This is a genomic window from Acinetobacter sp. 1000160 (assembly GCF_000588715.1).
Lineage (GTDB): Bacteria > Pseudomonadota > Gammaproteobacteria > Pseudomonadales > Moraxellaceae > Acinetobacter > Acinetobacter courvalinii.
This window is the reverse complement of record NZ_JFWP02000005.1, coordinates 18,573-31,998: the sequence shown is the minus strand read 5'-3', so window position 1 is coordinate 31,998 and position 13,426 is coordinate 18,573. Positions and strand designations below refer to the sequence as shown.

Sequence of the window (13,426 nt, the reverse complement as noted above, 5' to 3'; positions counted from 1 at the left end):
ACGTGAATGGCTACTTTAAATCCACGTGACGTTGTGATTGTTGATGGCGTTCGTTCTGCCATGGGCAAATCACGTAACGGTATGTTCCGCAATGTACGTGCCGACAGTTTATCTGCTGAATTAGTACGTGCACTTGTTGCTCGTAACCAGTTTGATACCAACGAAGTTGAAGATGTAATCTGGGGCTGTGTCAACCAGACTTTAGAGCAAGGTATGAACATTGCTCGTAATATTGGTCTATTAGCTGACATTCCAAAAACTGCGGGCGGCCAAACAGTCAACCGTCTGTGTGGTTCTTCTATGCAAGCAATCCACACGGCTGCAGCACAGATTGCAACTAACCAAGGTGATATCTTCATCATCGGTGGTGTAGAGCACATGGGCCACGTTGGTATGATGCACGGCATCGACCTTAACCCAGAAGCATCTAAACACTATGCGAAAGCATCGAACATGATGGGCTTAACCGCTGAAATGTTAGGTCGTATGAACGGTATCTCTCGTGAAGAGCAAGATGCGTTTGGTGTTGAATCTCACCGTCGTGCATGGGCTGCAACTCAAGAAGGTCGCTTCAAAAACGAAATCGTCGGTGTTGAAGGTCATGATGCAAACGGCTTCAAAATCCTTTGCGACATCGATGAAGTGATTCGTCCTGATGCGAATCTTGAAGCATTCCAAGCATTGAAACCAGTGTTTGATCCTAAAGGTGGTTCAGTCACAGCAGCAACTTCATCTGCTCTTTCTGACGGCGCATCTGCAATGTTATTGATGTCTGCTGAACGTGCTCAAGCATTGGGTTTAAAACCACGTGCCGTGATTCGTTCAATGGCCATTGCAGGTTGTGACGCTGCGATCATGGGTTACGGTCCAGTACCAGCAACTCAAAAAGCGCTTAAACGTGCTGGTTTAACCATGGCGGATATCCAGACCATCGAGTTAAACGAAGCATTTGCTGCTCAAGGCTTATCAGTGATGAAAGGCTTAGGCGTGTATGACAAGCAAGACATCATCAACTTGAATGGTGGTGCGATTGCATTGGGTCACCCATTGGGCTGTTCTGGTGCGCGTATCACTACAACCTTGTTGAACGTGATGGAACAACAAGATACACAAATCGGTCTTGCGACCATGTGTATCGGTCTTGGTCAAGGTATCGCGACCATTATCGAACGTGTTTAATCGACACTAAGATAAAAGAAAATCCCCGCACTATGCGGGGATTTTTTTATTGCTAAGATCAAATTTTAACGCGGCAATAAAGGATTCTGTGGCGGATTTAATCCATCTCGAATCTGTTGCTGCAATTTCAAAATATCGCCTAAATCGATTTTAATCGTGCCATTGCGGATGCCGTCAATATTACCGCGGTTAATATTCAAAGGCTCCAGCATTTTAAAAAGACCATTGGTCGGATCTGAAGACTGAAAACCTGATGCCACAGCCAATATGTACTGCTGCAAAATCGGAGAATATTGAGACAGATCCGGCTGTGCCGTCGTAGGCTGATAATTCACAGTAGTCGGACTTGCAGTCACACCTGCATTCTGTATGTCATTGTGAATTTTATAGACACGATGCTGCAGTGCTTGGCGAGTTTGCTTATCTTCTTGATAAGGCACGAAACCAACTTCTTCACGTAGCTCGGATTCAGCCATGACCCGAATTGTCGGTAATGCCGTCACCTCACCCTCTTGCGCATAAGCCATTGGCATGCCTGTAATCATCAACAGGGAGATTAAAGCTGCTTGTTTTTGAAAATTCATTGTTTGCTCCAAATATCCCTCATCCATAAGAAAATAGTGAGTTAAATAAAAGCATATATAAATAGGCTACAGCAAAGTCAGAATTGATTCAGTAAGGGTCAGATAAACGGTAAATTTCAATTTAAATCCACCCTGCTTCGTCCAAAATAAAAACCTATTTAATTTATTAAAAAATAATAATGATAACTATTTACTTAAATACATTATTTATCCATAATTTTACAAAAATTTACTCAACCTCCTAAAGTACACATGAAAAAATTACTCTGTTGTTTGGCAATTGGTCTTTCTGTCACCGGCTGCGCAACCACTAAAATCTCTCCAGAAGAGCGAAATAAACTCAATCAAACTCAAATGCTGATCAAAACAAATCAGGTTGCCGTTATATCGGATGGATGTTTAATTCGAAGTGAGTTGGGCACCAGTCTGATTGAAGGTGAACAGTCTCGTTTAACCGCCCAGAAATTTGCAGCCCTGCTCTCCAGCCAGCTCAATGAACAAGGTGTAACGGTCAGTCATACTTTCATGCCTTTTGTGTGTGGTCTTATGCCTGAAGAGCAACTGAAGAAATATGACTATCGCCTAGATAGTGAAACTAAACGTGCTGAAATTAAAAATTATCCACTTGTTTCTTTAGAAAACAAAACCTTGTCAGAGCAACAGCAGCAAGCTCTGCTCAATCTTAATCAAAGCTTTAATAAACAGGTAGCATTGGCTCTTAAAAATGCCAAAGAAAAAAAACCGGTGAGTAATCTGCTTGAACTAAGCGATCAAGACGTTACGGTAATTAAAGATTTAACCCAATCCAATTACGCATTTATTGCATCAGTGACAGGTACGGATGCGTCTTTTGGTAAGAAATTTGCCGCCGGCGCTTTAAGTGTAGGCGTTACCCTTGCAACCGTCGGTGCTGGTAGCGGTCTGGTAACGGCCTATATTCCACAGGAAGGGCAACAGTATGTGGTACACATTGTTGATTTAAACAATAAAACTATTATGTGGACAAAAGCGGGTTTACTGATGGGCAAACCTTACTCCAAGAAAAATCATTCTGTTGAAGCGAAAGCAATCTTGAATCCACTCTTCGAAGTCGCAAGTAAATAAAATTTTAAAAGAAATCCTCATCAACTGTGGGGATTTCTTTAGCTCTGTTGCAAATCGTCGCAAGGATATTTAACTGAGAATTTGTCGAACTGAATGAAAATCCACTAACTATGGGTTTCCTCTTCATCATCCCCCTCAAAAGTCTTGGAAATTTTTTCGATATTCAGACTCTTGGCCATCGCATCAAAGATGTTTTTATACACGCCTTGTTGCTGGTACAGCTGATGATGCTCACCATGTTCCACAATCATGCCATCCTGCATGACATAGGTATAATCCGCATCAATAATCTGTGACAGACTATGGGAAATAATAATCACGGTCCGTCCCTGCTTAATCTCATCCAGACTATGTTTGATCTGTTCAGTTGCGATTGCGTCCAGACTTGCGGTCGGCTCGTCCAGAAAAATAATGGGAGGATTTTTCAGGAACATGCGGGCAATCGCAATCCGTTGCTGCTGTCCACCTGAAAGCAATAAGGCGTCGGACTGATAGGCCTGCGGTAATTTCAGAATCTGCTCATGAATCGAGGCTTTTTGTGCCGCTGCAATAATTTCATCCTGTGTTGCATTCATCTTGCCATAACGGATATTTTCCTCAATCGTTCCCTGAAAAATATGATTTTTTTGCAATACCAGACCAATATGATCCCGTAAATATTGGGTATCGATATCATTTAACGAGGTGCCATTCAGTAGAATTTCACCCGACTGCGGCAGATAAAACTTATCCAATAGACTGATCAGGGTAGATTTCCCCGCTCCCGATAAGCCAACCAAAGCCGTAATCTTGTTGGGCTGGATGGTCAGGTTAATATCCTTCAAAGCATGAAAACCATTGGGATAGGAAAAATTCACCTGTTTCAGCTCAAATTTGCCGGTGAGTGGCGAGGGTTTTAACTGGCCCGACGTCTCCACCTCATCATCCGCTTCCAGTATCTTGAAAAAGCTTTCTGCATAAATCATCGCGTCATTGACTTCATCATAGATCCGGTGCAAGGACCGGATCGGCGCAGAGACATTGTTAAATAGCAGAATATGAAACATGATCATGCCGATGCTCATATCACCGACCAGCACAAAATAGGCGGTGAGGATGATAATAAACACCACACCGATCTGTTCAATAAAGGTTTTTAAGCCCTCGAACAGGAAACTGAGCTGCCGTGTCCGCATCTGGTGATCGGTTAACTGTTTTTGTAGCGTCAGCTGTTTTTCCGCTTCGATCTGTTCACGGTTAAAGGATTTGATCACGGTGATCGAGTTAATGATACTTAAAATACCCTGACTTTTACGTTCACGCCCATCACGTAAATTACGGCGTGTGCCACTGAGTTTCTGCGCCTGTTTAAAGGTGACCCAGAAATAAATCGGGACAATACACAGTGCCACCAGACCGATCCAGACATTGGCATAGAACATCAAACCCAAGGCGATCAAGGCACTACTAAACAGCGGGAAAATCTCGATAAAGAAAATCTGTACCAGTCGGGTGATCGAACCGATCCCCCGATCAATACGGGTCTGTAATTTTCCGGCCTGATTATCATCCTGGGTAAAGAAAGCCAGCCGATATTGTAAAAATTTCACGATGATCGACTGCGCCACATCCTGCGAAATCAGAATGCGGAGTCTCTCACCAAAAAGCTTTTGTCCAAACTGAATAAAGATATTGATGATTTCTTTACTCAACAGAATCACACTGATGGTCACCAGAATATGCCAGCCTGCACTCAAGCCCTGTCCTGATTCAACTACGGCATTGATCTGGTCAACCGCATATTGCAAGGTCAACGCATTGACCTGTGCGGTTAAAGCACCTATCAGGGTCAGCAGCAAGGTCATGGCAACCAGCCACTTATAGGGAAGGACAAAAGGTTTTACTTTATGAAATAACTGCCATAAATTCATATATTCAACGTCTGCCTTTTATGCGTGCAATGTGTATTGGGTCAGCGATATTGACTACAGTTCTTCTTCCAGTACCTCTGCATTATTTCTCTTGATCTTTTCCATTTTGCTATTCAATTTCAGCACATCCTGATACAGCGTATTAAACTTTTTCACCTGCGCGGATTCACGGAAAAGGATCATCTTGTCTTTTCTTTGCCATTGCTGCTTTTTCAGCATGTCAAACATGGCTTGTGCTTTTTCAATAATCTGCTGTTCGATCGGGAAAATATCATGCGCTTTATCCGCTTTCAGGTTACTTTCCAGTTTTGCCTGTAAGGACTGTCGCATTTCATTATGAATGGCCAGACTTTTTGCCTGCTGCATAGAACTGGACTGAATCTGTTGTCGCGCTTGTTCATATTCAGCAGATGCTTTACGCACATCGGCCAGCATCTGTTCAGTTTCTTTATAATCCTGTTTACGATCCCGATCCAGACGCTCCACATCCAAAAAGGTATCCCAGTTCGCAGCTTTAAGTTCACGTAGATAGCGATTACGCGCCTCAACATTCTGCATCCAGTAGTTCAGCAGGAATTCTGACATCAGCTTATAATCGCCAGATAAGCGATCATCATGAATATCCAGTTGTACAGGTGTGCTCCAGTCTTGAGCCTGATCATAAAGCGTACGCATTTTCTCTGCCATCACCACTTCAAACATCTGTTTGTTGTTGGCGGCACGTTGCTGTAAATGATGCTGATAAAGAAAAAAAGAACCGATGCCAAGAACCACCACAAGGACAAATAATAAAAAACGGCGCATGTTGCCTCCAAATTCATTATATTTTTTTATGTTCTAAATCTTAGTTTAATCGATCAAAGACAATCCTTTATATGCTTTTTATTTCAGTTCTCGTAACGCAGCATTACATATTCATCGCTTTAAATTCATCGGTTGCGCCCCTATTATCTGTTTAACGAGAATTGAAGAGATACGCCATGCGTGTAGATATTTGGTCAGATGTGGTCTGCCCTTTTTGTTATATCGGTAAAAAACGTCTTGAACATGTCGCAGAACAAGCAGGCATCGAGCTGGAAATTCACTGGCATAGCTTCGAGCTGGACCCAGACGCACCAGCCAAGCATGACACCTCAAATACCGAACGCCTAGCCAAAAAATATGGCCGTAGTTATGCGGAAATGGAAGAGATGGAGCGTAATGTTGCAGCGATGGCAGCAGCTGAAGGCATCGACTTTCAATGGCAAAAAGCCAACTCCGGCAACAGCTTCAACGCGCATCGGATTATTCATCTTGCCCAGAGTAAAGGCTTGGGGAATGAAGCAGAAGAAGCATTCTTCCATGCCTATATGACCGAAGGTCTGGCCATTGGCGAACGTGAAGTGGTGGAAGAAATTGCATCACGTATCGGTCTGGATAATGCCGAAGTCGAGTATGTACTGGATTCCGATGAGCTGGCAGATTTTGTCCGTCATGATGAGAAAATTGCACGTGAACAGTTGAATGTCACGGGCGTACCGTTCTTTGTGTTTGATCAAAAACTGGCGCTGTCTGGTGCCCAGCCACGTGAGATTTTCTTGCAAGCCTTACAACAGGCACAATCCACATCCTCTGAACAGATTGAGCAGGATGACACCGCTCAATGTAATGATGAGCAATGTGAAATCAAGCCTTAGTCATCACACTCAGCTGCTTTAATCTCATGATTAAAGCAGTTTTTTCTCCTGAAATGATAATCCCTCTTATTGACCGCGTGCCCTTTTATATCCCATCAGCGCTGTATTGCTGTGCCCTATCAGTGTGTCACCAAGCCGCTTTTTTATTTGCTGGACTTTTCACCGCTGCTTCTGTGAGTCTGGTCACAACTCGCCCATAAATTTATAGATACCTTTTTGCTTTATCATCTAGATATCCGATCTATTGTTTTAAAATGTTTTTATTTTCAAAGACAAACCATGATCCACATCTCGATTTAAACTGTTTGAATGTGATTTTCTACTCATTTTCGAGCTATAGATTTTGTCTGGTTTTCTTCTATAATCGTCATAAAGTGACAATCTTTTGTGATGTATATTCAAGCGTTACGCGCGTTATTCGAACTTTTAATGCCAGTCGAATAGACAGATAGCTCACAGCTTGTCATAGGGGCAAACATATACTTGAGCAACAATAATTGATAAAGCCGGTCTAAAACAGCGGTCAAATTTGCACTGATTCATTATTTAAAAAACAGGCTCAAGCCTATCTCTAAGGAAACAGCAGATGGACGTATTAGAGAAAGCACTTTTGGTGGATGAGCTGCAACATCTCATCGATGGGCTCAACAATGAAAAAACCTCACTTTTTGAAATTGCAAAAGCCAAACAACGGATTAAAGATATTTGCGCCTCTTGCGATGATCCTGCATTTCAGCAACAAGTGACCCCATTCAAGCAGTTTATTCTGAATGAAGAATTTTCGGCTGACGATTTAGCCAGCTATGGTTTTAGCATGACCTATCGCGGGACCTATAACTTCATGGGACGGGTAGAAAATGCCTTATTTGCTTCAGCAGATATGGGCTGGGCAGCGTTACGTCAGGCACAACTCTGGCAAGTCTGGGTGATCCGGCCGGCCTTATCCTTTCTCAAAAGCCCTTGGCTAAACTCATCAACAGATGCCCTGCAGTGGCTGCAAAATCATGCTCATGAATATATCAAAACCGATCATGAACTCCATTATCTAATTCCGGTTCTGCAACCGCTGGATCAACATGTATCGGATCAAGATCAGCAGGCTTCAAACGATGCACTGGCAAGAATCAAACAAGAAAGCGCCAACTTTCAATCCCAGCTCGATGCGATCATTCAAGATAAAATCAGAACAGTGCCAGAAAGCGTAGCTGCGCCAGTACCTACCGAGAACCGGATCAAACCGGGTTTTAGACACAGTGCCAAGCCTTCACCGCACCTGAATAAAGCACAGCCTTTAGCCTTGAATGATTTTAATCTGGATGGGCTGATCTGCCGTCTGGAACGTATTGATGCACGGACCTTTCCCTCGTTGTATCGGGCCGATTTGCATAATGAGATTGACCAGAATATCAAAATTGACTGGCTCTATTTAAAAGCCGAAAACGAAGCACAACCCATCTGGGAATCTGCGCAGGTTTTTGTCGCGGAACAGCTCTATGCACAAGGGCAGTTTTCCCATTATGTGGTGCTGGTGGGAACCCATAACGTGGAATACGCCATTACTATTCTGCAAGCCTATACCGATCAGCGCCATACCCGCACCAGCTCGATTCATCAAACCAGCTGGTCCCATTTCAAACAGCATTATCATCAGCATGAAAGTCTGTTTAATGAATGCATTATGAATGGTACCTTGGTATGGCAACGTGATCAGCGCGTTTATCCGTATATTCCTGCGTCATTTATCAATACGCAAAAATTCATTCCATTTGAAGAAACCTCTGCGACCTTTTTTACTCCTGTGATTTTATTACGGGAACGTCAGAAAATCCGGGTCATTCATGGCTTGGAACGGGTAAAACTTTCCAGTGAAGATCAGGCCTATCCCTATTTATTATTAGACCGCAGCGATGGTTATACCTGGCAGTTGATTCGTCAGGTGATTAGCCGATTACCGCAACCGATTTCGGTGCACGATTTATATCAGGCACTGGAAAACAGCATGCCGGTCGAATCCTCTTAAACGCCTTTCAATCGCTCATTTATTTCATCCATCATTTCAAGCTATTCAAAAATCGACTGAAGCTTGGAATGATGGCTATTTATTACGCTAAATCCTTATGATCTTTAGCATTTTTATACAGTTAAATTGCTGCTTTTTGTGACAGCCGCTTGATTTTATGCATTAAATCATCAAAAGTTAAACCAAGAACAACATATAAGCCTTTATTATGAATAATTTACAGCAAATGGTACCATCGCGTATCGTTTTTGCTTTGCTCGCATTGACGATGGGTACGTTCAATGTAGCGCAAGCAGAAACTACTCCCTCACCGCAAAACCAGCAGCCGAATACAACTTCGCAAAGCAATTCGGAAAATGCGCTGGACTATATTCCCCGTTTGGTCGATGCCACTCCGACGATTTTTCCCGAGCAGTCCGACCAAGTGAATGTTCCTCCCACCGCGGAAACAGAAGATAAAACCTGGTTTGATAAAAAACAGCGTCGTATTCGGGAATGGGCCGATAATACTTCAGTGAAAATTGATGACTGGTTTGGCGAAGTCGATCCTGATAAACCTGCCTCAGCAACCATCCGGGTCATGCTGGATAATTACTGGAATGAATATGATAATTATGAGGTCAAGCCCCGTATTCGCGGTAAGATTAAATTACCGACCTTAGAGAAAAAGGTCAGCGTGGTGTTCGGTGATGACACCTTGGATGATGAATTCAAGAACAATGTCGGCAATACCAATAATCAGCCCAATCAGGACCCAGATAAAAAATTTGACTCCAAGCAGACCCGTGATAGTAATGGCTCGCTGGCCTTGCGTTGGTCAAATTTCTCCAAAAAATTACCTTTTGAGACCGATGCCGATCTTGGTGTGCGCTCAGGCACGGATATTTATGCGCGTTTAAGAGCCGAAAAACACTGGGATTTACGCAATGATTTCCGTTTTAATGCCGAACAGATCTATCGTTATGGCAGTAAAAGTGAAAACTATCTACGCACCAATCTTGAACTGATCCATGCGCGGCCAAACCAGCCCTTCTTATCTAATCAATTCAGCTTAACTTATGCCGATAAGCAGGATGATGATCTATGGTGGGACAACCGTATTTTCCGTCAACACCAGTTCTTTGCCCACAATACCTTTAACTATGGCATCTACACAGGCGGTTACTACAATAACAGTGACCTCCGTTTAAATAACTGGGGTCCATTCGTATCATGGCGTCAACCGCTTTGGCGTGAATGGTTCTATGTGCAAGGTGATCTTAACTATTTCAATGATCACCGTGAAGATCGTAACCATTACGTGAGTACCTTTGTCCGGCTGGAAACTTTATTCTAAATTTTACGCCAGCCTCGAAAAGCCCAAATGCTCCGTTGTTTGGGCTTTTTTTATTGAAAAAATAATATTTCTTTCAATAAATCCTTAAGCTTTGCTTGTTAACGTCATCTTTTTTTTATTGTTCTTGTTTATGGCATGCGTCATCAATACGCTGTGGTTGTGTATTTTTTGATTATAGGAAACCTGTGTCTGGGGGATCTGCTGATGCCTTTATTTCCACTGCTTTTACCTGTCAGCAGATCGTTTAATCGTCCTTCTGTTTCAGGGCATACAGCATTTGTTCAAGCCCTCCACATTCCGACAACCAGTTTTAGTTGCGCAGAAGAAAATAAGCTTACTGCCGATGATTCACAACTTGCCCACGACTTAATGGCGGTTTTCGGCAACAACACCCTGTGGCAACGGGCTCAACAGCCTCAACCAGTCAAAAAATTAGGTAAAAACAACAAACATCACAGCCAGCAAAAGCTTGCGACACCGAATCCGCTCAGTGCAAGCTGGTCAACCATTTCAAGCCTATTACCTTTTAGTAACGATCTTGATCTGGGTGCAAATTCAGATACCGATATCTATATCCAGTTTCTCGCCAAAAAGAATTGGGCTTTGCCTTTAGGATTACAGCTCAATACGGCGCAAATTTTCCGTTATGGCTCCAGCAGTAAAAACTATGCCGAAACCAATCTTGATCTGACCCAAAAACTTCAGCATCAAAACCAACTGTCAAGCCAGTTCAATGTTTCCAAAACTCAGGATACCGACTATAGCTGGAGTAATCGTACCTTCCAGCAACTACATTTCTTGTCGCAGGATAAGCTGAGTTATGGCATTTTCAGCACAGGAGAATATGAAAATAGAGAACTGCGCGTTAATGAATGGGGGCCCTACTTTTCCTGGCGTCGTCCCATCTGGCGCAACTGGATTTTTATGCAAAATGATCTGAATTATTTAAATGTTCCTGCCACCCGACAAGCGGATCATTTTAGTTACCAGATGAGCTTTGAAGCACAGTTCTGACGAAAATATCGACACAACTGTGGATAACTTTAAGGTTATCCATAGCAATAAAAAAACCTCTACCGAAGCAGAGGTTTCTTGATCAAATGACTTATTTCAATAATAAACTATTGATGCGTTTGACATAGGCTGCTGGATCTTCTGGTAAGCCACCTTCTGCAATCACTGCCTGATCAAAGATCACATTGGCCAGATCATCAAATTGCGCCGAGCTTTCCAGTTTTTTCACCAATGGATGCTCAGGGTTAATTTCCAATGTTGGTTTAATCTCTGGAACCGCTTGACCCGCCTGTTTCAACATACGAATCAATTGTGGAGACAGCTCCCCTTCACTGGTCACCAGACAGGCTGGTGAATCAACCAGACGTGTTGTGACACGCACTTCTTTGGTTTTGTCTTTTAACGAGGTACTTAAACGCTCTACCACCGGCTTAAACTGCTCTGCTGCCTGCTCTAAGGCTTTTTTCTCTTCAGCATCTTGCAGGTCGCCCAAGTCAACAGCACCTTTCGATACGTTTTGAAGCGGCGTACCATCAAACTCAAACACGAAGTTCATGGCCCACTCATCGACACGGTCTGCCATAAGCAGGACTTCGATGCCTTTCTTCTTGAACACTTCAAGCTGTGGCGAGTTTTTCGCAGCAGTCAGGTTTTCTGCGGTGACGTAGTAAATGGCCTTCTGGCCTTCTTTCATCCGAGCTTTATAATCAGCAAAAGAGGTTGAAATGTCATCATTATTTGAAGTCGCATAACGTAATAGCTTTAAGATCCGTTCACGGTTACCGGTATCCTCACCCAAACCTTCCTTCAATACTGAACCAAACTCGGTATAGAAAGTCTTGAATTTCTCTTGGTCTTTTTCATCTTCAGATTTTGCCAACCCATCGAGTAAAGTCAGCACACGACGTGCATTGCCTTCACGAATGGTTTTTACATCACGGCTTTCTTGTAGTAATTCACGGCTGACATTAAGCGGTAAATCAGCGCTATCGACCACGCCTTGAACGAAACGTAAGTAATTCGGAATCAGGTTATCCGCTTCATCCAGAATAAATACACGTTTTACATAGAGCTTAATCCCCGCCTTGGCTTCACGGGTAAATAAATCCTGTTTGGCCTGACTTGGGATATACAATAATTGCGTATATTCGGTACTCCCCTCAACACGGTTATGTGCCCATGCCAACGGTTCAGCAAAATCGTGGCTCAGGTTTTTATAAAATTCGATGTATTGTTCATCGGTGATTTCGCTCTTATTCCGCGTCCATAGCGCGCTTGCCGAGTTAATCGCTTCCCATTCATCGGTCTTGACCATCTGGCCGCCGCTTGTAGCCTTAGCCTCTTCACCTTCAGCGACTTCGTCCTCTTGCCACACTTCTTTTTGCATTTCGATAGGCAAGCTAATGTGGTCAGAATATTTATTGATAATTTGTTTAACTTTCCACGACTCTAGATACTCAAGCGCATCATCACGTAAATGCAAGATGATGTCTGTACCACGTGTGGCTTTATCAATGCTTTGAACTTCAAATTCACCTGTGCCGCCGCTAATCCAGCGCACACCTTCTGCTGCATCTAGACCAGCACGGCGTGATTCCACCGTAATCTTGTCCGCCACGATAAAGCCTGAATAGAAACCAACACCAAACTGACCGATCAACTGCGCATCGGCTTTTTGATCACCGGTCAGTTTAGACATAAAGTCTTTGGTGCCCGACTTGGCAATGGTTCCCAGATTATCAATCGCTTCTTGCTGGCTTAAGCCAATCCCGTTATCCGAAATGGTAAGGGTTTTATTGTCTTTATCTAAAGTGACGCGAACACGCAGGTCTGGATCATTTTCATAATATTCAGGATGATTAATCCCTTCGAAACGTAACTTATCGCACGCATCAGACGCATTTGAAATCAATTCACGTAAGAAAATTTCAGGGTTGGAATACAGAGAATGCGTCACTAAATGTAATAACTGAGCAACTTCAGCTTGGAAACTATAATTTTGTGCGACTTGTTCACTCATAAATCACTCCTTTCTGTGAGGCTTATCTATTTGGAATGATTTATGAATGGTGTATATCTTGAATTTTTCAATCCTTGAAGCGTATTTTTCAGGCAAAAAATATACAAAATGGTAATTAGAAAGGACCTCGACTCAATACTCGCTCCTGTAACAGCTGATCAAGCTGCTGTTGACGTTGCGCATAAGCACGTTTGATACACGGCGTATTGGCACCACATGAGTTACGTTGTTTTAACCACTGAAATTGTCTATCTTTTTCAGCATCACGTCCGCCCATTGGCAAGGCATGTAAAATAATCTGATAGGTCGTTGCCATTCTCACATCCGCATCATTCAAACTGCGCTCATTACAGATTTGCTGTTCGACTTTCAACTTGGCTGCCTTACAGGAGTAACTGGCCGCATGCGCTTGGGATAAAAATAACACGGGGATCAACAATAAAATCGAAGTCATTACTTTTTTCATGATGATGGTCTCACTTTTATTAAGATTATTTTTTCAGCATACAAAACTCTCTGTGTAAGGCCTGTATCGGTTTTATATTGGAATTGCAAAAATAAAAAAGCCCCACAAGGTGAGGCT

Annotated in this window: 11 protein-coding genes; 6 read left to right on the top strand and 5 right to left on the bottom strand. The window is 42.9% G+C overall.

Features of this window, described 5'->3' with window-relative positions; translation table 11 throughout:
* Window positions 1-6 precede the first annotated feature (6 nt).
* Window positions 7-1,179, top strand: coding sequence for an acetyl-CoA C-acyltransferase FadA (gene fadA / locus J699_RS07090; RefSeq protein ID WP_009514307.1), 1,173 nt, complete (start codon window positions 7-9; stop codon window positions 1,177-1,179).
* Window positions 1,180-1,244: 65 nt separating this feature from the next.
* On the opposite strand, the gene J699_RS07095 is transcribed toward fadA, so the two are convergent.
* A complete protein-coding gene (locus J699_RS07095; protein ID WP_032870542.1) occupies window positions 1,245-1,763 on the bottom strand; it encodes a hypothetical protein in 519 nt (172 codons plus the stop codon).
* 252 nt (window positions 1,764-2,015) lie between these two features.
* Between J699_RS07095 and J699_RS07100 the strand changes: the two genes are divergently transcribed.
* The gene (locus tag J699_RS07100) at window positions 2,016-2,867 is read left to right on the top strand and encodes a hypothetical protein (protein WP_032870539.1); all 852 of its coding nucleotides are present in this window, start codon (window positions 2,016-2,018) and stop codon (window positions 2,865-2,867) included.
* Between the two features lie 104 nt (window positions 2,868-2,971).
* Here the strand turns inward: J699_RS07100 and J699_RS07105 are convergent, their stop codons facing one another.
* Window positions 2,972-4,777: an ABC transporter ATP-binding protein gene (locus J699_RS07105; protein WP_032882853.1), complete on the bottom strand. Its 1,806-nt coding sequence runs from the start codon at window positions 4,775-4,777 to the stop codon at window positions 2,972-2,974.
* 54 nt (window positions 4,778-4,831) lie between these two features.
* Window positions 4,832-5,581 carry a hypothetical protein gene (locus tag J699_RS07110; RefSeq protein WP_032870533.1) on the bottom strand — a complete coding sequence of 250 codons (750 nt, stop codon included), beginning with the start codon at window positions 5,579-5,581 and terminating at the stop codon, window positions 4,832-4,834.
* Between the two features lie 176 nt (window positions 5,582-5,757).
* Here J699_RS07110 and J699_RS07115 point away from each other — a divergent pair, with 176 nt between their 5' ends.
* The 4 genes from J699_RS07115 (at window position 5,758) to J699_RS07130 (ending at window position 10,823) form a co-directional block, all read left to right on the top strand.
* Window positions 5,758-6,453: a DsbA family oxidoreductase gene (locus tag J699_RS07115; protein WP_009514138.1), complete on the top strand. Its 696-nt coding sequence runs from the start codon at window positions 5,758-5,760 to the stop codon at window positions 6,451-6,453.
* Window positions 6,454-7,039: 586 nt separating this feature from the next.
* Window positions 7,040-8,473 carry a hypothetical protein gene (locus J699_RS07120; RefSeq protein WP_032870530.1) on the top strand — a complete coding sequence of 478 codons (1,434 nt, stop codon included), beginning with the start codon at window positions 7,040-7,042 and terminating at the stop codon, window positions 8,471-8,473.
* 208 nt (window positions 8,474-8,681) lie between these two features.
* Window positions 8,682-9,809: a hypothetical protein gene (locus J699_RS07125; RefSeq protein ID WP_032870527.1), complete on the top strand. Its 1,128-nt coding sequence runs from the start codon at window positions 8,682-8,684 to the stop codon at window positions 9,807-9,809.
* Between the two features lie 135 nt (window positions 9,810-9,944).
* On the top strand, window positions 9,945-10,823 hold the full coding sequence (locus tag J699_RS07130; RefSeq protein ID WP_032870525.1) for a hypothetical protein: 879 nt from the start codon (window positions 9,945-9,947) through the stop codon (window positions 10,821-10,823).
* A gap of 91 nt (window positions 10,824-10,914) precedes the next feature.
* Here the strand turns inward: J699_RS07130 and htpG are convergent, their stop codons facing one another.
* Together htpG and J699_RS07140 are read right to left on the bottom strand one after the other, a co-directional pair.
* The gene (gene htpG, locus J699_RS07135; protein ID WP_032870523.1) at window positions 10,915-12,843 is read right to left on the bottom strand and encodes a molecular chaperone HtpG; all 1,929 of its coding nucleotides are present in this window, start codon (window positions 12,841-12,843) and stop codon (window positions 10,915-10,917) included.
* A gap of 115 nt (window positions 12,844-12,958) precedes the next feature.
* Window positions 12,959-13,309: a lysozyme inhibitor LprI family protein gene (locus tag J699_RS07140; RefSeq protein WP_032870521.1), complete on the bottom strand. Its 351-nt coding sequence runs from the start codon at window positions 13,307-13,309 to the stop codon at window positions 12,959-12,961.
* Window positions 13,310-13,426 lie beyond the last annotated feature (117 nt).